19 protein-coding genes are annotated in these 19,690 nt (G+C 63.8%); 15 read left to right on the top strand and 4 right to left on the bottom strand.

Annotated elements, in window-relative coordinates; translation table 11 throughout:
- Positions 1-110: 110 nt before the first annotated feature.
- The 5 genes from ACE3PP_RS17865 to ACE3PP_RS17845 all read left to right on the top strand — a co-directional run bounded on the left by ACE3PP_RS17865 (position 111) and on the right by ACE3PP_RS17845 (position 6,226).
- Positions 111-788 (top strand): response regulator, encoded by a 678-nt coding sequence (locus tag ACE3PP_RS17865; protein ID WP_374384617.1) that lies wholly within the window; start codon positions 111-113, stop codon positions 786-788.
- 33 nt (positions 789-821) lie between these two features.
- Entirely contained in the window at positions 822-2,273 is a 1,452-nt protein-coding gene (locus tag ACE3PP_RS17860) for a sensor histidine kinase (protein WP_374384616.1), read from the top strand.
- Positions 2,274-2,385: 112 nt separating this feature from the next.
- The gene (thrS, locus tag ACE3PP_RS17855) at positions 2,386-4,314 is read left to right on the top strand and encodes a threonine--tRNA ligase (protein WP_374384615.1); all 1,929 of its coding nucleotides are present in this window, start codon (positions 2,386-2,388) and stop codon (positions 4,312-4,314) included.
- Between the two features lie 177 nt (positions 4,315-4,491).
- Positions 4,492-5,034 carry a translation initiation factor IF-3 gene (infC, locus tag ACE3PP_RS17850; protein WP_374384662.1) on the top strand — a complete coding sequence of 181 codons (543 nt, stop codon included), beginning with the start codon at positions 4,492-4,494 and terminating at the stop codon, positions 5,032-5,034.
- Positions 5,035-5,239: 205 nt separating this feature from the next.
- On the top strand, positions 5,240-6,226 hold the full coding sequence (locus ACE3PP_RS17845; RefSeq protein WP_374384614.1) for an aldo/keto reductase: 987 nt from the start codon (positions 5,240-5,242) through the stop codon (positions 6,224-6,226).
- A gap of 44 nt (positions 6,227-6,270) precedes the next feature.
- On the opposite strand, the gene ACE3PP_RS17840 is transcribed toward ACE3PP_RS17845, so the two are convergent.
- On the bottom strand, positions 6,271-6,483 hold the full coding sequence (locus tag ACE3PP_RS17840) for a DUF1127 domain-containing protein (RefSeq protein WP_374384613.1): 213 nt from the start codon (positions 6,481-6,483) through the stop codon (positions 6,271-6,273).
- Positions 6,484-6,674: 191 nt separating this feature from the next.
- On the bottom strand, positions 6,675-8,087 hold the full coding sequence (locus ACE3PP_RS17835) for an adenylate/guanylate cyclase domain-containing protein (RefSeq protein WP_374384612.1): 1,413 nt from the start codon (positions 8,085-8,087) through the stop codon (positions 6,675-6,677).
- Between the two features lie 238 nt (positions 8,088-8,325).
- Here ACE3PP_RS17835 and ACE3PP_RS17830 point away from each other — a divergent pair, with 238 nt between their 5' ends.
- The 5 genes from ACE3PP_RS17830 (at position 8,326) to ACE3PP_RS17810 (ending at position 13,987) form a co-directional block, all read left to right on the top strand.
- Positions 8,326-8,877, top strand: a complete 552-nt coding sequence (locus tag ACE3PP_RS17830) for a NifU family protein (RefSeq protein WP_374384611.1) — start codon at positions 8,326-8,328, stop codon at positions 8,875-8,877.
- An 86-nt stretch (positions 8,878-8,963) separates the two neighbouring features.
- Entirely contained in the window at positions 8,964-9,563 is a 600-nt protein-coding gene (locus ACE3PP_RS17825; protein WP_374384610.1) for a malonic semialdehyde reductase, read from the top strand.
- 147 nt (positions 9,564-9,710) lie between these two features.
- Positions 9,711-10,682 (top strand): agmatinase, encoded by a 972-nt coding sequence (speB, locus tag ACE3PP_RS17820; protein WP_374384609.1) that lies wholly within the window; start codon positions 9,711-9,713, stop codon positions 10,680-10,682.
- A gap of 33 nt (positions 10,683-10,715) precedes the next feature.
- Positions 10,716-12,278 (top strand): D-aminopeptidase, encoded by a 1,563-nt coding sequence (locus ACE3PP_RS17815; protein ID WP_374384608.1) that lies wholly within the window; start codon positions 10,716-10,718, stop codon positions 12,276-12,278.
- 35 nt (positions 12,279-12,313) lie between these two features.
- Entirely contained in the window at positions 12,314-13,987 is a 1,674-nt protein-coding gene (locus ACE3PP_RS17810; RefSeq protein ID WP_374384607.1) for an aconitase X, read from the top strand.
- A 13-nt stretch (positions 13,988-14,000) separates the two neighbouring features.
- Here the strand turns inward: ACE3PP_RS17810 and ACE3PP_RS17805 are convergent, their stop codons facing one another.
- Positions 14,001-14,501: a PAS domain-containing protein gene (locus ACE3PP_RS17805; protein ID WP_374384606.1), complete on the bottom strand. Its 501-nt coding sequence runs from the start codon at positions 14,499-14,501 to the stop codon at positions 14,001-14,003.
- 250 nt (positions 14,502-14,751) lie between these two features.
- Between ACE3PP_RS17805 and ACE3PP_RS17800 the strand changes: the two genes are divergently transcribed.
- The 3 genes from ACE3PP_RS17800 to ACE3PP_RS17790 are packed head-to-tail and all read left to right on the top strand — an operon-like array spanning position 14,752 to position 17,940.
- Complete coding sequence (locus ACE3PP_RS17800; protein ID WP_374384605.1) at positions 14,752-15,261, top strand: MarR family winged helix-turn-helix transcriptional regulator; 510 nt, start codon at positions 14,752-14,754, stop codon at positions 15,259-15,261.
- On the top strand, positions 15,254-16,375 hold the full coding sequence (locus tag ACE3PP_RS17795; protein WP_374384604.1) for an HlyD family secretion protein: 1,122 nt from the start codon (positions 15,254-15,256) through the stop codon (positions 16,373-16,375). Before ACE3PP_RS17800 ends, ACE3PP_RS17795 begins: the two co-directional genes overlap by 8 nt.
- Before the next feature lie 17 nt (positions 16,376-16,392).
- On the top strand, positions 16,393-17,940 hold the full coding sequence (locus tag ACE3PP_RS17790) for a DHA2 family efflux MFS transporter permease subunit (RefSeq protein ID WP_374384603.1): 1,548 nt from the start codon (positions 16,393-16,395) through the stop codon (positions 17,938-17,940).
- Between the two features lie 12 nt (positions 17,941-17,952).
- Here the strand turns inward: ACE3PP_RS17790 and ddpX are convergent, their stop codons facing one another.
- Positions 17,953-18,516: a D-alanyl-D-alanine dipeptidase gene (ddpX, locus tag ACE3PP_RS17785; RefSeq protein WP_374384602.1), complete on the bottom strand. Its 564-nt coding sequence runs from the start codon at positions 18,514-18,516 to the stop codon at positions 17,953-17,955.
- 105 nt (positions 18,517-18,621) lie between these two features.
- Between ddpX and tsaB the strand changes: the two genes are divergently transcribed.
- Both tsaB and ACE3PP_RS17775 read left to right on the top strand, forming a co-directional pair.
- Positions 18,622-19,359, top strand: coding sequence for a tRNA (adenosine(37)-N6)-threonylcarbamoyltransferase complex dimerization subunit type 1 TsaB (gene tsaB, locus ACE3PP_RS17780; RefSeq protein WP_374384601.1), 738 nt, complete (start codon positions 18,622-18,624; stop codon positions 19,357-19,359).
- Positions 19,356-19,690: GNAT family N-acetyltransferase (locus ACE3PP_RS17775; RefSeq protein ID WP_374384600.1), on the top strand; the 335-nt coding region annotated here is incomplete at its 3' end. The genes tsaB and ACE3PP_RS17775, both read left to right, overlap by 4 nt.

Raw genomic sequence — 19,690 nt, 5'->3', positions numbered from 1 at the left:
AGCGGTTTCGGCACGGGAATTTGCAGCTGACAGAATTCCGAGGCTTGTCAGGTTCCTGTCAGCGGTCCAAACTAGCGTGATGCAGCTTTGCCAGATTGGAAGATCGACCCATGCGCCTGCTGCTGATCGAAGACAATGACCGCCTGTCCGAATTCCTGGAAAAAGGCCTGAGCGATGCGGGCTTTGCGATCGACCGCGCCGGCTCCTTCGCCGAAGCCGCAGCTGCTTTCGATGCCAGCCGCTTCGATGCGGTGATCCTGGATCTGGGCCTGCCGGATGGCGATGGCCTGACGCTCCTCAAGGAGCGGCGGGGCGCCGGGGACCGGACGCCGGTCCTCATCCTCACCGCCCGCGACGGGTTGAGCGACCGCGTCGGCGGCCTCAATGCCGGGGCCGACGATTATCTGGCCAAGCCCTTCGCGATGGAGGAACTGGTGGCGCGGGTAAAGGCGCTGCTGCGCCGGCCCGGTGCCGCGCTCGGCGTTCAATTGACGCTTGGCAATATCTGCCTCGATACGGCTGGACCCAGCTTCATGATCCAGGGCCACACGGCAACGCTGACACGGCGTGAGCTCGCCCTGATGGAAATTCTGCTGCGGCGTCCCGGCAAGGTGGTCAGCCGCGGCGCCATCGAAGAGGGACTCTACAGCTTCAGCGACGAAGTCGGTTCAAACGCGCTCGAGGTCCTGGTCTCGCGCCTCCGCAAGAAGCTGGGCTCGCTCGGCGCCGACATCAACCTCCACACGGTGCGCGGCGTCGGCTACATGGTGATGGAACCGGCGACCTAGACCCAGCCCGCCCTTGGGGGTTAGGCTTGCTTCATGTCCCGTCTCGGATCATCGCTGCAATCGCGGCTCACCGTGCGCCTGCTCGGCGTGTTCATTCTTGCGTTCCTGCTGACGGGCCTCGCCACCTTTCTGCTGTCGCGCAGCGACGATACGGAACTGCCGACCGACAGCCTCCTCAGCTATATCGACCTCATCGAGCCCCGGATACATGTTGGGGATGGAGGTGCCGTTACTGTCGATGAAGTCAGGCTCTACGACGAAAAGGCCTTCGTGCTCCGGCGCGGTGACGGAACCGAGATCACGCGGGGCGGCAACAAGGACACGCTGGCCGCCATCCAGAAAATGTCGGTGACGCACCATACCGGCGATCTGCCGGAGAACAGCTATAATCTCACCTGGCATATCGACAGTGTCAGCGGCGACAATATCTACGTCATAGCCGTTCCCATCAGCGTCTCGGGTCAGAAGTTCATCCTTGAATTCGCCGATATCGACACACCGACCGATTCAGGTCTTTACGCCCTGGTCTATGAGTGGCTGGGCGAATTCGTGCCGGTCGGCATTCCACTTCTTCTGGTCCTTGTGCTGGCGCTGACCTTGTCGCTGCGCTCGGCCCTGCGGCCGCTTGAAAGGCTGCGGCGCCTTGCCGCCCGCATCGGCCCGCAGCAGACGGGATTGCGCCTGCCGACGGAGGAACTGCCTTCCGAGCTGCAATCGCCGGTCCTTGCCATCAATCGGGCACTCGACCGTCTCGACCAAGGCTTCCAGGCGCAGCGGGATTTCCTCGCTGATGCCGCACATGAACTCAGAACGCCGCTGGCCATTCTTTCGGCCCATCTGGATACGCTGCCGCGCAATCCTGGAACCGATGCCCTCAAAAGCGATGTCGAGCGCATGACGCGCCTCGTCAACCAGCTGCTCCTGGTCGCCCAGCTCGAGTCCCTGACCATCGACCCGAAAGACACGGCCGATCTTGCTGAAATCGCTATCGACCTCGCCGCTTTGTTTGCGCCGCTCGCGGTTCGGCGGCGGCGCAGTGTCGGCGTCAGTGGGGCCGAGCATCCGGTGCTCGTGCGCGGCAACAAGGATGCGATCCACCAGGCGTTGCGCAATTTGGTCGAGAACGCCCTGCGCTTCACGCCGCCCGAGACCGAGGTCGAGATCAGTGTCGATCACGAGGGCGGTGTCACGGTCAGCGATCACGGCCCCGGTGTGCCGCCGGAGGAACGGGAAATGCTGTTCCGCCGCTTCTGGCAAGGGGCGCGGCGTCGGCCGCGCGACAGCCAGGGCCGCGAAGGCAGCGGCGGTGCGGGCCTGGGCCTCGCAATCGCCCAACGTCTGGCGGAAACCCACGGCGGCTCGCTCCGCATCAGCGACAATCCGGGTGGTGGCGCCCGTTTCACCTTGATGCTGCGCCGTGTGGACAAGCCTTTGCCGACGGTTGACGCCCCGCCGTCTCGCGAGAGATCGCTCCTCGCTGGCTGAGGGCTGCGCTGGCGCGACTTCTTGACAGCCCCCGGAATCCCCCTAAAGTCCGCCGTTCCGGGCCGGAAGGCCGCTGGAAATCCACCTGAAACCACGCAATTTCAAGGGTATCATGCTGACGATCACGCTGCCGGATGGCGCCAAGCGCGAGTTTCCGGGCCCAGTTACGGGCACCGAACTTGCCGCGTCCATCGGCCCCGGCCTTGCCAAGGCCGCTTTGGCTATCAAGTTCGACGGGAAGGTCCGCGACCTTTCAACCGTCATCGCCGCCGACGCCAAGGTTGAGATCGTCACCCGAACCCACACCGACGCGCTGGAGCTGCTGCGCCACGATTGCGCGCACGTGCTCGCCGAAGCGGTGCAGGAGCTTTTTCCCGGGACGCAGATCACTTTCGGTCCGTCGACCGAGAACGGCTTCTATTACGACTTCTTCCGCAACGAGCCGTTCAGCGTCGAGGATTTCGCCGCCATCGAGAAGAAGATGAAGGAGATCGTCGATCGCGATGAGGCGATCACGCGCGAGATCTGGACGCGCGACCAGGCGGTCGAATATTTCAAGACGATCGGCGAGCGCTTCAAGGCGGAATGGATCGGCGAGATCCCGGCCGATGAAGACATCTCGATCTATCGCCAGGGCAAGTGGCTCGACCTCTGCACCGGCCCGCATCTTCCTTCGACCGGCAAGCTCGGCAAGGCCTTCAAGCTGATGAAGGTCGCCGGTGCCTATTGGCGGGGTGATGCCAACAATCCGCAGCTGCAGCGCGTCTATGGCACCTGCTTTGCCGACGAGAAGCAGCTGGCGGCCTATCTGCTGCAGCTTGAGGAAGCGGAGAAGCGCGACCACCGGCGCCTGGGGCGCGAGATGAACCTGTTCCACCAGCAGGAAGAAGCGGTGGGTTCGGTCTTCTGGCATCCGCGCGGCTGGCGCCTTTACCGCAAGCTTGAAAGCTATATCCGCCGCCGCCTGGAACAGAACGGCTATCAGGAAGTGAAGACGCCCCAGATTCTCGACCGCTCCTTCTGGGAGAAGTCGGGGCATTGGGAGAAATTCCGCGAAGCGATGTTCATCATCCCGGACGATGAGGACAAGAACAAGCAATTGGCCCTGAAGCCGATGAACTGCCCGGGTCACGTGCAGATCTTCCGCCAGGGATTGAAGAGCTACCGCGACCTACCCATCCGCTTGGCTGAGTTCGGCGCCTGCCACCGCAATGAACCCTCGGGTGCGCTCCACGGCATCATGCGCGTGCGGGCCTTCACCCAGGACGATGCGCATATCTTCTGCACCGAGGACCAGATCGTCAGCGAGACGAAGGCGTTCTGCGACTTCCTGCTGTCGGTCTACAAGGATTTCGGCTTCGAGGAAGTGAAGGTCAAATTCTCCGACCGGCCGGAAAAGCGCGCTGGATCGGATGCGATCTGGGACAAGGCCGAAGAGGCACTGAAGACCGCAACCACCGCCGCCGGGCTCGAATTCACGCTCAATCCGGGCGAAGGCGCCTTCTATGGCCCCAAGCTTGAATTCGTGCTGCGCGACACGATCGGCCGCGACTGGCAGTGCGGGACGCTGCAATGCGACTTCGTGCTGCCCGAGCGTCTGGACGCCTCCTATGTGGGTGAGGACGGACAGAAGCACCGGCCGGTGATGCTGCACCGCGCCATCTTCGGGTCGCTGGAGCGTTTCGTCGGCATCCTTATCGAGCACCATGCCGGCAAGTTCCCGCTGTGGCTGGCGCCGACGCAAGCTGTAGTGTGTTCGATCGTCTCTGACGTCGAGCCCTATGCGCAGAAGATCGCCAAGCGCCTGGCGCAGGCCGGTCTTTTGGTCGAAACCGACTTCCGCAACGAGAAGATCAATTACAAGGTCCGCGAACACAGTCTGGGGAAGATTCCCGTCATCATTGCCGTCGGCAAGCGGGACGAAGAGGCTGGGACGCTTGCCATTCGGCGCCTGGGCGAGGAAGGACAGAAAACCTTTACGCTCGACGAAGCGGTGGCGGCCTTGGCCGAAGAGGCGAAATCGCCGCTCGACCGCTCATGACACGCCGTCGCAGCACCCTGCCCTGCGGGCCTATTTTGCAAGCCCACCTTGCGGGGTTGCCTGAAATTTTGGCATAATCACCTGCATACACCCGTCGATGGGAACATCGGCGGGTGCATTGCCTTCCAAGAGGCATTATCCCGCCAGTCGACTGGCACACCACGATAGGAGAAGACCATAGCTAGGTTCCCGTCCCAAGAAGCCGCGCCCACCCAGGACAAGGGTCCCCGCGTCAATCATCAGATCAGCGTGCGCGAAGTGCGCCTCGTCAAGGAAGATGGCGAGATGTTGGGTGTGGTTTCCACCCGCGACGCCCTCAACATGGCGGCCGATGCCGGCCTTGACCTCGTTGAGATTTCGCCCACGGCGGTTCCGCCGGTCTGCAAGATCCTCGATTACGGCAAGTTCAAATACGAAGCGCAGAAGCGCAAGAACGAAGCCAAGAAGAAGCAGAAGGTCATCGAGGTCAAAGAGATCAAGATGCGCCCCGGCATCGAGGAGCATGATTACGACGTGAAGATGCGCGCGATCAAAAGCTTCCTTGAGGAAGGCGACAAGGTGAAGGTCACCATGCGCTTCCGTGGTCGCGAGATGATGCACCAGGAATTGGGCATGAAAGTGCTCGACAAGGTGCGGACCGAGCTCGACGAGCTGATCAAGGTGGAAAGCTACCCGAAGCTCGAAGGCCGCCAGATGATCATGACGATCGCGCCGAAGTAACCGCGCGAGATCGGATCAAGGAATTTCGGCGCGCCCGCCATCCGGTGGGCGCGCTGTTTCTTTTTGTGCCCAGCAGAAACGAGCCAGATCTGGCGAGTTTCGAGCAAGGACGCGGACTTGATCGGGCGCCGTCCGCATTCAAAATAGAATATGCCTGCGCGCGATGGGGTATCCCTGCGCGTCTTTCATGTCCAGGAGGTCTGCTTTGATACCGAAACGCAAACTGGGTTCAGAAGGTCTTGAGGTTTCGGCGATCGGCCTCGGCTGCATGGGGATGAGCCAATCCTACGGGCCGGCGAACGATCAGGAATCGATCGCCGTCATCCACCGCGCCATCGCCGAGGGCTGCACTTTCCTAGATACCGCCGAGGTCTACGGCCCCTTCCGCAACGAGGAACTGCTCGGCCGGGCACTGACGGGGAAGCGCGATGAAGTCACGATCGCCACCAAGTTCGGCTTCCGGATCGAGGATGGCAAGATCACCGGCACCGACAGCCGCCCCAGCCATATCCGCGACGTGGTCGAGGCATCGCTCAAGCGCCTCAAGACCGACCATATCGATCTGCTCTACCAGCACCGCGTCGACAAGAATGTGCCGATCGAGGATGTGGCCGGCACGGTCGCCGATCTGGTGAAGGCGGGCAAGGTCCGCTTCTTCGGCCTCTCCGAAGCAGGTACCGCCACCATCCGCCGCGCGCACAAGGTTCATCCGGTCTCGGCGCTGCAGAGCGAATATTCGCTGTGGGAGCGCAATCTGGAGCCGGAGATCATTCCGCTGCTCAAGGAACTCGGCATCGGCCTGGTGCCGTTCAGTCCGCTGGGGCGCGGGTTCCTGACCGGCACGGCACAGCGCGGCGAGAGCTATGGGGAGGGCGATTTCCGCCGCAACGATCCGCGCTTTCAGGGCGACCATTTCGACGCCAACATGAAGGCGGCGACGCTGGTGCAAGACCTTGCCGCCAAGAAGGGTGTGAAGCCGGGGCAGATGGCACTCGCCTGGCTGCTCGCCAAGGGCGCGTTCATCGTCCCCATTCCGGGGACGAAGCGGGAGAGCTATCTCCTCGAAAACCTCGCCGCCGCGACGCTCACCTTGTCGGCGGCGGAGCTGCAGGCCCTCGATGCGGCGCTGGCGCCGGGCAAGGTCGCCGGCCCCCGCTATGGCGCCCAGCATATGAGCATGGTGGATCGCTGACGGCAGAAGCCGTCGCGATCCCCATCAAGCCGGACGAAAGGTTGTCAGGAGTGCGCCACCTTGGCGAAATGCGGGCGCGCAACCGGCTCAGGCAGAACCACCGCGGCGGCCGCTTCCTGGGCGATGGTGCGGATGTCGCCACGGCCAAGGCCCATATCGGCGAGTTCGCGATCGGTATAGGTGGCAAGTTCTCGCCGCACTTCGCTGTAACGCTGCCAGCGGCGGAGGGTGAGATTGATCGTCGACAGAAGCTGCATGTGAATGGTCCTTCAGGATTTGTCTTTCAGCAGCCTCCCAGAACCTGATCCAACTATAATCATACTAATACCGCAGCGCAACATGAATCTGTTAACGCAGTCGGTCTGCCGTTAATATATTGAAATGAAATGGTTTTTCTTTCAGATCGACTGCCGCATTGCAGCAAATCCGCTGATTAACTGATATTCAGTTAAGGAAGACCGAAAACATCCTGCGGCTCGGCGAAACCGCGCACCGGATGGGTCCCCAGGAACTTGAGGCGGGAGCCGCAAACGGACGCAAACTGGCGCGAGGCCAGAAGCGGCTGGTCGAGCTGCGGACAAAGCCCTTCGAGTCGCGTCGCCAGATTGACCGCCGGCCCGATGACGGTGAAATCGAGCCGCGCATCTTCGCCTTGCACGGCGCCGATATTGCCATAGGAGACCGAGCCCGCATGGAGCCCGATGCCGACATGGAGCGCCGGCTGGCCGTTCGCCATGCGCAATTCGTTGAGGTCGCGCAGGCCATCAAGCGCCCCCAGCGCCGCGTCGAGGGCGATGCGGATCTTGTTGTCGCGGTCGAGATCGTCCTCCATCGGAAAGATCGCCAGCATGGCGTCGCCGATGAATTTCAATATCTCGCCGCCGCGCTCGACCACCGGCTTCGCGATCGTGTCGAAATAATCGTTGAGCGTCGCGATGACGAGATCACGCGGCATCTCGTTCGACATCTGCGTGAAATGCCGCAGGTCGCAATACCAGATGGCGGCCGCAATCGTGCGCGCATCGCCGCGCTGGATCTGCCCTGAGAGCACCGCCTGGCCCGCCCCTTGCCCCAGATAGACATGCATCAAGGAGCGCGCGATATAGGCCCATTCCCGCGCTTCGATGACGAGGCTGAGAAGCGGGATGAGGGTGCGGAAGGAGTCCAGCTGGAAGTCCTGGAAACCCTGCGGCGCATCGGTCGTGATCGAGACCGAGGACCGCACGCCGCCCGGCAGGCGGATGGCGAAGATCACATAGTCGGTGGCGCCGGCCTTCTTCATGTCCTCGAGAATCGGAAAGTCGAAGCGCGCTTCCGGACCGGTCAGGCGACGGCGGATTTCCGGCTCGTCGCCCTGATAGAGAATGCGCAGCGGCGAGGTGAGGAATTCGGGGCTGGAGAGAACGGCATGGTCGCGGGCGACGCGGCGCGCCTGCTCGTCGCCGCGGCTCCAGGCATAGCCGATGGCGGCAATCTGCGGATGCAGCGTGCGCACCGAGACAAAGAAGCGCAGCAACGGGAAACCATTGTCGCTGAGGAGGTGGGCGAGCGACGTCACCAGCTCGCCGAGATCGCCGATGAGGCGGCCTTCATCGAGCAGCCACCTGAACGCCTGCTCGACCGCCGGACAGCCGAGACACGCTTCGCCCGCCATGGCACGGGCCACCAGCGGCACGATATGGGGCGAGGCGATGCTGGGATCGGCGTGCGGGCCCTTTGCCGGACGAAATGCGCCATCGCGCCGCGCCCGCACATCTGCGGCCGGCGCAGAGCTGGCCTCGCGCGGCTGCATGACCCGCGGCATGCCGTCGCTGAGATCGTCGTCATTGGCGGGCATATGCGGTTGCGGCGACGTGGCCATTCAGGAAGCCTTGGCAAGGATGCGAATGCTATTTAGGCAGTCACAGCTTAACCAAAAAGAGGCCCGGCAGGGAGAAATACCTGCATGGCTGCACCCCGAAATTTCTCTGCCCGGCTAGAAGCCCTGTGACCACATTGCCATTAGGGGTGAAAGTGCCGCGCAAAATAAGGGTTGAAGGCCCGGCCGCGCGCGCTACCTTGGGGACCAACAGAAGCTTCTTTTTCAGCGGAGTTCCGCCATGTTCATCCAGACCGAAGAGACGCCGAATCCGGCGACCCTCAAATTCCTGCCCGGCCGCGCCGTCATGGGCGAAGGCACCGCCGATTTCGCCCGCGCCGAAGGTGCCGAGCGTTCACCCCTCGCCAGCCGCCTGTTCGGCGTCGATGGCGTGCGCCGCGTCTTCCTCGGCAACGATTTCGTCACCGTGACCAAGGCCGACGAGAAGGATTGGGCGCTGCTGAAGCCGGCGCTCCTGGGTGTCATCATGGAGCATTTCACCACCAACCAGCCCGTCATGCTGGGCGAGGGTGAGAGCGCACCGGCCGCCACCGACGAGGATGACGACGAGATCGTCATCCAGATCAAGGAACTGCTCGAGACCCGCGTGCGCCCGGCCGTGGCGCAGGACGGTGGCGACATCGTCTTCCACTCGTTCGAGGACGGCGTCGTCTATCTGCACATGCAGGGCTCCTGCTCGGGTTGCCCGAGTTCGACCGCGACCCTCAAGATGGGCATCGAGAACATGTTGCGCCATTATGTGCCGGAAGTCCTCGAAGTCCGGCCGGTCTGAACCGATCACCAAGACAAGAAAGGGGCGCCCCAGCGGCGCCCTTTTCGATTCATGCCCACCTTCTTGGGCCAAGCAGGAACGACCAGATGAACAGCCAACCCCGCCCGCTCGATGATGCCGCCCTCGACCTCGTGTTCCGCGAAGCGCGCACGCATGCGAAATGGCTTCAGCAGCCGGTGCCCGATGCTCTCCTGCAGCAGGCCTATGAACTGGCGCGCATGGGACCGACCAGCGGCAATTCCCAGCCCATGCGCATCCTCTTCGTGAAGGGTGCGGAGGCAAAGAAGAAGTTCGAACCGTGCCTTTCGGAAGGGAACCGTGCCAAGACGATGGCGGCACCCGTGACGGCGATCTTCGCGATGGACATGGAATTCTATGAATTGATGCCGCGCCTCTTCCACGATCCCACGGCGCGTTCCTGGTTTGCCGGAAAGCCCGCCGCGATCGAGGAGACCGCCTTTCGCAACAGCACACTGCAGGCCGCCTATTTCATCATCGCCTGCCGGTCGCTGGGCCTCGATTGCGGGCCGATGTCTGGCTTCGACAAGAAGAAGGTCGATGAGATTTTCTTCGGCGGCACCAGCTGGCGGTCGAACTTCATCTGCAATATCGGCTATGGCGACAAGGCGGCACTCCATCCCCGCAACCCGCGCCTCGATTTTGCCGAGGCCTGCCGGATTGTTTAACAGGCCGGATTGCCTAGGGGACCGAGTCGCCTAGGGGGCCGCATCGCTTAGGGAACCACTGCACCGATCTTGCCTGCGCCATTGGCCCGTGACTTTGCCGGTTCCGCCCTTGTATGCTCCGCCCGACTGAATTTGGGGAGAAGCATCGTGAGCGGCCAGAACAGCAATCCGCAACCCGTCGACGCCGTCATCGTTCCGCGTTTCGGCGCCATTCCGACCTTCATGCGCCTGCCGCACATGACCGACCCGGCCGCGGTCGACATCGCCCTCATCGGCGTGCCCTGGGATGGCGGCACCACCAACCGCGCCGGCGCCCGCCACGGGCCGCGCGAAATCCGCAACATGTCGAGCTTCATGCGCAAGGTGCACCATGTCAGCCGCATCGCGCCCTATGAACTCGCCCGCGTCGCCGATTTCGGCGATGCCCCAGTCAACCCGATCGACCTCATGGATGCGCTGAAGCGGATCGAAACCTTCTATGCCAAGCTCCATGCCGCCGGCGCCGTGCCGCTCTCGGCCGGTGGCGATCATCTCATCACGCTGCCGATCTTTCGCGGCATCGCCCGCCAGCGCCCCGTCGGCATGATCCATTTCGATGCCCATTCCGACACCAACGACCGCTATTTCGGCGACAATCTCTATACCCACGGCACGCCCTTCCGCCGCGCGGTCGAGGAAGGCCTCCTTGATCCCAAGCGCACGGTGCAGATCGGCATCCGCGGCTCCATCTACAGCGCCGACGACATGGCCTTTGCCGAAAGCAGCGGCATGCGCGTCATCTATATGGAGGAGTTCGCCCGGATCGGCGTCGAGAAGGTGATCGCCGAGGCGCGCCGCGTGGTGGGCGACGGCCCCACCTATATCAGCTTCGATGTCGACGGCATCGACCCGGCCTTTACGCCGGGCACCGGCACGCCGGAAATCGGCGGCTATACGACGCTGGAAGCCCAGACGGTGCTCAGGGGCCTGCAGGGGCTCGACCTCATCGGCGGCGATGTCGTCGAAGTGTCGCCGCCCTTCGACCAGACCGGCAACACGGCCCTGGTCGGCGCGACCTTGATGTTCGAGATTCTCTGCCTGCTGGCGGATTCGCTTGACCGCCGTCGCAAGCGGCGCTGAACCTATCGCACCAACACCATCCGGGATCAGATCATGTCGTTTGCCGCCCGCCTCGACCGGGTTCTCAATACTCTGCCGCAGACCTATGCCGGACCCGGCGGCGCCGTCGCCGTTCTGAAGGATGGCAAGCCGATCGTGCGCCACACTTGGGGCTGGTCGAATCTGGAGCGGCGACTGCCTTTCACGCCGCAATCCCTGTTCCGCATCTGCTCCATCACCAAGCATTTCACCTGCGCCCTCATCCGCGACGCCTTTCCGGATATGAGCGTGCTTGATGCCGATGTGAAGGCACGCCTGCCGCATCTTGAAGGTGCGATCCCCACCGCCCAGCAGCTGGCCCACAACCAATCGGGCCTCAAGGATTACTGGGCCGTCGCCATGCTGATGGGCGGACTGGCTGAAACGCCCTTCGCCGATCGCGAGACGGCTCGCCTCATCAACAATACGCGCGGCAGGCAATTCGCGCCGGGTTCGCGCTATTCCTATTGCAATCAGAACTTCCGCATCCTCTCCGATATCCTCACCGCCCGCACCGGCCGCTCCTATGCCGAGCTCATTCGCGCGCGCATCTTTGGTCCCGTCGGCATGACAAGCGCCTTCATCGCCGCCGACACGCGCTCGATGCCGGACGGATCCGACGGCTATGAAGGCACGGTTGCGACCGGCTTCCGCCCGGCCGCCAACGGCATGTTCTGGTCCGGCGGCGATGCCTCGATCGGCGCCTCGCTCGACGACATGATTGCCTGGGAGGCCTTCATCGACGCGACGCGCGACGATGTGAAGGGTCTCTATCGCCGCATCTCGGAACCGGTCACCTTCAATGATGGCGCCGTCGCCGGCTATGGCTACGGCCTGGCGCGAGAAACCGTGTCCGGCCGTCAGTCAACACGGCATGGCGGTGCCTTGCGCGGCTGGCGCAGCCAACGCGTCCACCTGGCCGACGAGCGCCTTTCGGTCGTCGTCATGTTCAATCACGATGCAAGCCCGGGTGCCGCTGCCGACGAAATTTTGTCCGCCATCCTCGGCATCGAGAAACCGGCCGAGGGCAGCGCACTGCCGGCGCCCGCTTGGCTCGGTACCTATCTGGAACCTGAAACCGGCCTTTCCGTTCGCCTGACCAAGTCGGGACCGCGGCAGATCCAGCTGCACTATGCGACGGGCCCCGAGACCCTGACGCTTCTCGATGACGGCTCGGCCGTGCAGGATCGATCGGGCACACGTATCCGCCCCACCACTGACGGCATCTGGCTCGACATCCCAGCCGACAATCAGCGCTCACTGCTGGTCGCGCGAAACGGCGAGGCCAAGGCGGATTTCGCCGGCACCTACCATTGCGCGGAACTTGGTGCGACACTCGACATCGCCGATGCCGGCGGCGCGCTTTATGCAGCTTGCTCGGGTGCTCTCGGTGACGGGCGCATGGAACAGCTGGAAGCGATCGGCCGCGATCTCTGGGTCATGCCCTGTCCGCGCGGGATCGATCATTTTCCGCCCGGCGATTGGACCATCGATTTGCAGCGCGACAGCGCCGGCAAGGTCACGGGCCTGCAACTCGGCTGCTGGCTGGCGCGGAAGTTCGACTACCGGCGCCAATAGCCCCCCCCACGGCAAGAGGACAGGGCGAGAAAATCATGGCACGGATCATCGTTCCCGCCACGATTGCCGGCCCGGTCCTTGTCTGCGAACAGGGCCTCAGTTTCTGGGGCGGTGTCGATCCCGAAACGGGCACTATCATCGACGCCCACCATCCGCAGCATGGGCAATCGCTCGCCGGGCGTGTCGTGCTGATGCCGACCAGCCGTGGCTCCTGTACCGGCAGCGGTGTCCTGCTGGGCCTTGCCCTGGTTGGTCGCGCGCCTGCGGCACTCATCTTCCGCGAGGCCGAGGATGTGCTCACCCTGGGCGCCCTCGTCGCCAGCCAGATGTTCGACCGCAAGATTGCGGTGCTGCGCCTGACGCCGGACGATTATGAGGCCGTTGCCCGCAAGGAAACCGCGTCGATCACGCCGACGCAACTGGTTGCCGGCGATTTGCGGATCGACCTGACACCGGTGAATGGCACCGCTCTCAAGCTGACGGCAGGGGACCGTGCCCTGCTCGCGGGCGAGAATGGCCCTGCCGCGCGGACGGCGATGGAAATCATCTGCAGCATGGCTGCCGCGCAAGGGGCCGAACAGCTGACCGACATCAGCCGCGTCCATATCGACGGCTGCATCTATGCCGGGCCTGCCTTCCTCACCTTCGCGCGCAAGATGGCCGATATGGGCGGGCGCGTCGCCGTGCCGACGACGATGAACGCCATCTCGGTCGATCACGCCAATTGGCGGGCGCAGGGCGTTGCCGAAAGTTTCGGCGGGCCGGCGAGCCGTCTGGCCGATGCTTATGTCGAGATGGGCGCCCGACCCAGCTTCACCTGCGCGCCCTACTTGCTGGGCGACAATCCGGCGAAGGGCGAGGATATCGCCTGGGCGGAATCGAATGCCGTCATCTATGCCAACAGCGTGCTGGGCGCACGCACGGTGAAGCATCCCGACTTTCTCGACCTCTGCATGGCGCTGACCGGCCGCGCACCGCAATCGGGCGTCTATCTTCCCGAGAACCGCCGCCCGCGCCTCATCATCGACGTCGCGAAACCCCAAGGCGCCGACGATGCCTTCTGGCCCATGCTGGGTTGGCTGGTCGGCCGCGCGGCACCCGATCGCATTCCACTGATCCGCGGTCTCGAAAAATGCGCGCCGAGCGAAGACGATCTCAAGGCACTCTGCGGCGCCTTCGGCACTACGTCGGCCGCACCCATGCTGCACATTGCCGGCATCACGCCGGAAGCCGATCTGCCGCCGGTCGAAGATGCCGAGACTGTTCGCATCGATGGCGCCGATTTCCGTCGCCTCTGGGATCAGTTCAATGCCGGTCCCGAGAAGATCGATCTCGTGGCGCTGGGCAGCCCGCATTTCTCGGCGGCCGAGTGCCGGTCCTTTGCCGCCTTGATCGCCGGCCGCCAGGTGCATGAAACCGTTGCCGCCATCATCACGCTGGGCCGCGCGACGCTGGCGTCGATCGAAGCTGATGGCACCGCCGCCACCCTCAAAGCGGCCGGCGTCAAAATCGTGCCCGATCTTTGCTGGTGTTCGATCTCGGAGCCGGTCTTCCCACCGACGGCCAAGGTGCTCATGACCAATTCCGGCAAATATGCGCATTACGCGCCGGGGCTCACCCAGCGTGCCGTCCGCTTCGGCAGTCTCGCCCAATGTGCCGATGCAGCGGAATCCGGCTTGGCCCCCACCACGCGCCCGAGTTGGATTTAGCCGTCACAGCAGATCAGAAGCTCGGCAGATCGTGCAGCACGGGATTGATGACGATATAGATGATGACTTTGTCGACGGTGACCCCGTCGCTCGACAAAGGCAGCAGCAGTGATTCGCTGTCCTTCAGATTGCCGTTCGCCGAATAGAGCCCCTCGATGTCGTAGACCGGCTTCTGTTCGGTGACGACCAGCCGGTAGTTTTCGATCACTTCATCAAGGCTGGGGCCGTGAAACCCTTCCTGCACGGTGAGGCCGGTGACATTGCGCCCGCGCATCTCGACCGATTGCGATCCGACGAGCCGGTAAACCATCCGGTCCGGATAGGAGAAGATATCAACCAGGATGATTCCCGGCAGCCAGGGCTTCATCTCCAGCGGATCGAGATCGGCCCGCGCCGGCATCGCCCGGCCACGGCGCTTGCCGTCCCAATAGCGATAATAGTCGGCGACAGCCGGCGAGCAGGTCTGGAGGAACGATGTGTCTGTAATTCTGCGGTAGCGTCCCGATAGAGCCAAGATAGTCAACTTCGTCTGATTCTTCGGCGCGGCGCCGAATTGATGCGGCGCAGAAATCACGCCAGCTGCAAAGATTCCCTTAAGAAGCAGGTTCCCCTTCCTCACGCCCCAATCGCAGACCATTTCGCGGCGGATTGGTGGGGTGGCGATGGAATAGCAGCAATATCAATTAGTTAATATTCTAAAATCATCTGCTTGAACATATAATAAGCTAGCTTATATTATGCCTCGTCTAGTAACGAGGTGTGGCGTGAACAAACCTTTTGATCCGACGGAACCCAGCATCGGCTTCCTGCTCTATGACACGGCGCGGCTGATGCGGCGGGATTTCGACCGACGGGCGAAGGCGCTGGGTCTCACCCGGGCGCAATGGTCGGTCCTCGCGCATCTGTCGCGCAACGAGGGATCGAACCAGGCCGCCATCGCCGACGTCCTCGATGTCGAGCCCATCACCTTGGTGCGCCTGCTCGACCGGCTGGAGGAAGCAGACTGGATCGAGCGCCGCATCGACCCCAAGGACCGCCGCGCGCGGCTCATCTATCTCACCGCAAAGGCGCGCCCGATCCTCGCTGAGATGCAGATCCTCGGCGCTGAGACCCGCGACCTGATGTTGGCGGGCCTCGCCGACAGCGAACGCGAGGCGCTCTACCGCAACCTCATCCAGATGCGCGCCAATCTTGCCAATGCCCTGAAGAATCCCGAGCAGAACCCTGGGCCGGCTGCGGCCGCTCCCACGATCCGAGAAGCAACAAATGCCTGATGGAAATCCCACCCCGCTTACAACCACCGAGCTTGCGCCGCGCCGGTCGGCCTGGCAGCGCTGGCGCCGCCCGCTGCTGCTGGGGGCCGTCCCCGCGCTGGTCACAGCCGGTGCGCTCTACGTCTATGTGACCGGCGGCCGTTTCGTCGATACCGACAATGCCTATCTGAAGGCGCATATGGTGCAGGTCAGCACCGATATTTCCGGCCGCGTCACCGAGGTCCTGGCGCATGAGAATGAGGCCGTCCATGCCGGCGATCCGTTGCTGCGCCTCGATACCGAGCCGCTCGACATCAACCTCGCCCAGGCGAAGGCCGATCTCGATGCGGTGGGGAACGAGATCGCGGCCTTGAAGGCCAGCTACCGCCAGCGCCAGCAGGATCTCGAAGCGGCCAATTCCACGCTCGGCATGGCGCAGCGCGAATATAACCGCCGCCAGAAGCTCATCGCCGGCAAGGTGATTTCGGAATCGGAATTCGACGCCGCCCGCAACGAGCGCGACGTGGCGCAGCGCCAGGTCGCCTCGATCAGCGAGGACATGCACCGGATCCTCGCCGAGCTCGGCGGCGATCCCGATGTGAGGCCTGAGGATCATCCCCGCATCCGCGCTGCCCAGGCCAAGGTCGACGCGGCGGAACGCGACCTGCGCCATGCCGTGATCCTCGCCCCCGACAACGGCATCATCTCGCAGATCGACAATCTGCGCCCCGGCGATTATGCGACGGCGGGCCGCCCGGTCTTCAGCCTGGTCTCGGAAAAGGAGATGTGGGTCGAAGCCAATTTCAAGGAAACGGACCTGACCTTCGTGCGGCCGGGGCAAAAGGCGGAGATCAGCGTCGACACCTATCCCGGCACCACCTTCGCGGCGACCGTGGAAAGCATCGGCGCCGCGACCGGTGCCGAGTTCAGCGCGCTGCCCGCGCAGAACGCCACCGGCAATTGGGTGAAGGTGGTGCAGCGCATACCCGTGCGCCTCCATATCCTCCCCACGGCGGAAGGGGCCGACAAGCCCTTGCGCGCCGGCATGAGCGCCGTCGTCGACATCGACACCGAGCATCACCGCCTGCTGCCGGGCTTCATCAAATCGGCGGCGGCCTGGGTCGGCGTCGAATAAGGCCGCAGCCGACCGCCATGTCACTTTCGGGCAAATCATCGCCGGCCCTCATCACCGTTTCGGTGATGCTGGCGACCATCATGCAGGCGCTGGACACGACCATCGCCAATGTGGCGCTGCCGCACATGCAGGGCTCGCTGTCGGCGACCCAGGACCAGATTTCCTGGGTGCTGACCTCCTATATCGTGGCGGCGGGCATCATGACGCCGGCCACCGGCTTCATCGCCACGCGCTTCGGCCGCAAGCGGCTCTTCGTCTGGTCGGTGGTGGGCTTCACCGCCGCCTCGCTGCTATGCGGTGCTGCCTTCACGCTGAATCAGATCGTGCTCTATCGCCTGCTGCAGGGCGTCTTCGGCGCGGCCCTCGTGCCCTTGAGCCAGGCCATCCTCCTCGACACCTTCCCGCGCGAAAAGCACGGCAAGGCGATGGCGATGTGGGGTGTGGGCGTCATGATCGGCCCGATCTTGGGGCCGACCCTGGGTGGGCTCCTCACCGAATATTACAATTGGCGCTGGGTCTTCCTCATCAACCTGCCCTTCGGCATCCTGGCGCTCTCCGGCATTCTCGCCTTCGTGCCGGAGACGCAGAAGGACCCCGACCGGCCGTTCGATTTCCTGGGCTTCGCTTTCCTCGCCATCGCCATCGGCGCGCTGCAGATGATGCTCGACCGCGGCGAGCTGCAGGCCTGGTTCGAATCGACCGAGATCGTGATCGAAGGTGGCATCGCGGCCTTGGGCCTCTATCTTTTCGTCGCCCACATGCTGACGCACCACCGCCCGTTCCTCGACCGGCATCTCTTCCTCGACCGCAATTTCGTGGTGGGTCTCGTCTTCATCTTCATCGTCGGCATCATTCTTCTGGCGACGATGGCGCTGCTGCCGCCCTTCCTGCAGCACTTGAAAGGCTATCCGGTCGTCACCACCGGCTATCTGCTGGCGCCGCGCGGATTCGGAACGATGGTCTCGATGATGCTGGTGGGCCGCCTGATGGGAAAAGTGGATACGCGCATCCTCATTTTCTTCGGCCTCGCCCTCACCTCCTTCTCGCTATGGCAAATGGGGCGCTTCAACCTCGACGTCACCGAATACATGCTGGTCGAGAGCGGCATCATCCAGGGGCTCGGCCTCGGCCTCATCTTCGTGCCGCTGAGCACCCTCACCTTCTCGACCCTGGCGCCGCATCTCCGCACCGAAGCGGCGGCGATGTTCAGCCTGATGCGCAATATCGGCAGCTCGATCGGCATCTCGATCGTCACCGCCTTGCTCTCGCGCAACACGCAGATCAACCACGCGATCCTCGGCGAGCATGTCAACATCTTCAACCCGCTGATGCATGCGCCCTATGCGCCGCCGCAATGGTCGCTCGATTCCACGGCGGGCCTTGCCGCCCTCGACGCCGAGCTCAACCGCCAGGCGGCCGGCATCGCCTATATCGACGATTTCGTGCTGATGATGTGGGTGACGCTGTGCGCCCTGCCGCTGCTGCTGCTGCTCCGGAAGCCGCGCCGACCAGTGAGCGACGGGCCGGTGAGCGACGGGCCGGCACTCCACGCCGTCGCGGATTAGGCCTAGCCTGGATCAGGCGGCGGTGACCATCGGCCGCTTCAGCTGCGCCTGTTCAATGAGCGGATAGTCGCGGCTGTTGAAGAGCTGGTAGTGCCACCACTCGTTTTTGTAATTGTCCCAGCCCGCCGCCATCATGATCCCCATCAGGATGAAGCGGTTGCGCTGGGCCGCGACCGGGACCTCGGTCGAGCCGTGATGCGATTGCGGCACCGCCTCGTCGAAGCCCGTCCCCATCTCCAGTTCCTGCCCCGTCGCCGCATCGGTGAGGGTAAGGTCGATGGCGACCCCCCTGGTATGGGGCGAGCCGCGCCTAGGATCGGCGACGAATTCCGGGTCCGGCAGGGCGTTCCACAGCGCCCATTGCGCCTCGGACGGGCGGTAGGCGTCGAAGATCTTCAGCCGGAGGCCCAGCGGCTGGGCGAGGTGGACGGCCTTGCGCAGATGGTCGGCGGCCTTCTCCTGGAGATAGCAATCGGCATTGCTGTAAATGATCTTGCCGGAAAGATTGTCGGGCGTCGCATAGACCAGCGAAATATCGAGGTCGAATTCCTGCGGCGTAATTTCAATGAGGCTCATCTTGCCACCGTTGCGTCAGCGTTCTAAACCGCCTTTAGCAGATTGCCCGCTGGCGAGATAGACCCGCCGGCGACATGCAACGCCCTTAACGATCCGGACCCGACGATGCCCGATGGCCAAAAGCCCGCCCGCCTGATCCTGGCCCTCGACGCCGCCGGCGATTCCTGCTCGGCGGCGATCGGCCGCGTTGGAAATGATCGGGCTGGAAATGATCGGGCGGGCGGCGATGAGCTTGTCGTCCTGGCGCAGGAAAAGCTGGTGATGAAGCATGGCCACGCCGCGCAATTGGTACCGATGCTGGAGCGTGTCGCAGACCTGGCCGACATCGCCCTTGCCGATCTCGACCTCATTGCTGCCGGCATCGGCCCCGGTGGGTTCACAGGGCTCCGCATCGCGCTGGCGACCGCGCGGGGCCTGGGCCTGGCCCTGGACTGCCCGGTCATCGGCATCAGCAATTTCCGCGCGGCGGCAGAAACCGTGCCCGCTGACATCCGCGCGAATCTCACCGGCGACATCCTGGTCCTCATCGACAGCCGGCGCGACGAACCCTATCTCGCCCGCCTCGATACCGCCCTGCGCTACCGCGCAGCGCCGCGCTTCATGTCGCTCCCCGAGATTGCAGCCGACATCGCAGCGGCACCGCCGGCGCTGGTGACCGGCGATGGCACGGGCCTGTGGCCGCATCCCTTTGCCCCCGGAACCGTCCTTCATCCGGCGGCCGGCGACGCCTTGAGCATCCTGCGCCTCGCGGCCGATGGCGAAGCGCGTTATGCCGAAAAGCCGCTGCCGCTCTATATCCGCGAAGCCGACGTCTCGAAGCCCAAACCGGCTGCCGGCGCATGATGCCACCGAGCTTCCGCAGCGCCGGGCTCTTCGACGCGCCCCTCCTCGCCGAGCTCCATCGCCTGTGTTTCACCGAAGGCTGGGACCAGCCCTGGTCGGAGAAATCCTTCAGCGACGTTCTGGCCATGCCCGGTGCCGCTTCCCTCATCGCCAGCGACGCCGATGCACCGCTTGCCTTCGGCCTGACCTTGCAGGCTGCTGACGAGGTCGAGCTGCTGTTGCTGGGAACCCTGCCGTCCGCCCGCGGCAAGGGACTCGGTCACGCCCTCCTCGACCGGCTGATGGGCGATGCCGCGGCGCGTGGTGCCAGACGCGCCTTTCTCGAGGTGGC

The sequence above is a fragment of the Dongia sp. genome (assembly GCF_041910485.1).
Classification (GTDB): Bacteria; Pseudomonadota; Alphaproteobacteria; order Dongiales; family Dongiaceae; genus Dongia.
This window is presented reverse-complemented; position numbering and strand designations above follow the sequence as displayed.

Excerpts from the sequence above, each read along its gene's own strand:
- ACE3PP_RS17865 (WP_374384617.1), top strand. The coding sequence starts at position 111 with ATGCGCCTGCTGCTGATCGAAGACAATGACCGCCTGTCCGAATTCCTG.
- ACE3PP_RS17860 (WP_374384616.1), top strand. The coding sequence starts at position 822 with ATGTCCCGTCTCGGATCATCGCTGCAATCGCGGCTCACCGTGCGCCTG.
- thrS (WP_374384615.1), top strand. The coding sequence starts at position 2,386 with ATGCTGACGATCACGCTGCCGGATGGCGCCAAGCGCGAGTTTCCGGGC.
- ACE3PP_RS17840 (WP_374384613.1), bottom strand. The coding sequence starts at position 6,483 with ATGCAGCTTCTGTCGACGATCAATCTCACCCTCCGCCGCTGGCAGCGT.
- ACE3PP_RS17835 (WP_374384612.1), bottom strand. The coding sequence starts at position 8,087 with ATGGCCACGTCGCCGCAACCGCATATGCCCGCCAATGACGACGATCTC.
- ACE3PP_RS17830 (WP_374384611.1), top strand. The coding sequence starts at position 8,326 with ATGTTCATCCAGACCGAAGAGACGCCGAATCCGGCGACCCTCAAATTC.
- ACE3PP_RS17825 (WP_374384610.1), top strand. The coding sequence starts at position 8,964 with ATGAACAGCCAACCCCGCCCGCTCGATGATGCCGCCCTCGACCTCGTG.
- ACE3PP_RS17815 (WP_374384608.1), top strand. The coding sequence starts at position 10,716 with ATGTCGTTTGCCGCCCGCCTCGACCGGGTTCTCAATACTCTGCCGCAG.
- ACE3PP_RS17810 (WP_374384607.1), top strand. The coding sequence starts at position 12,314 with ATGGCACGGATCATCGTTCCCGCCACGATTGCCGGCCCGGTCCTTGTC.
- ACE3PP_RS17795 (WP_374384604.1), top strand. The coding sequence starts at position 15,254 with ATGCCTGATGGAAATCCCACCCCGCTTACAACCACCGAGCTTGCGCCG.
- ACE3PP_RS17790 (WP_374384603.1), top strand. The coding sequence starts at position 16,393 with ATGTCACTTTCGGGCAAATCATCGCCGGCCCTCATCACCGTTTCGGTG.
- ddpX (WP_374384602.1), bottom strand. The coding sequence starts at position 18,516 with ATGAGCCTCATTGAAATTACGCCGCAGGAATTCGACCTCGATATTTCG.
- tsaB (WP_374384601.1), top strand. The coding sequence starts at position 18,622 with ATGCCCGATGGCCAAAAGCCCGCCCGCCTGATCCTGGCCCTCGACGCC.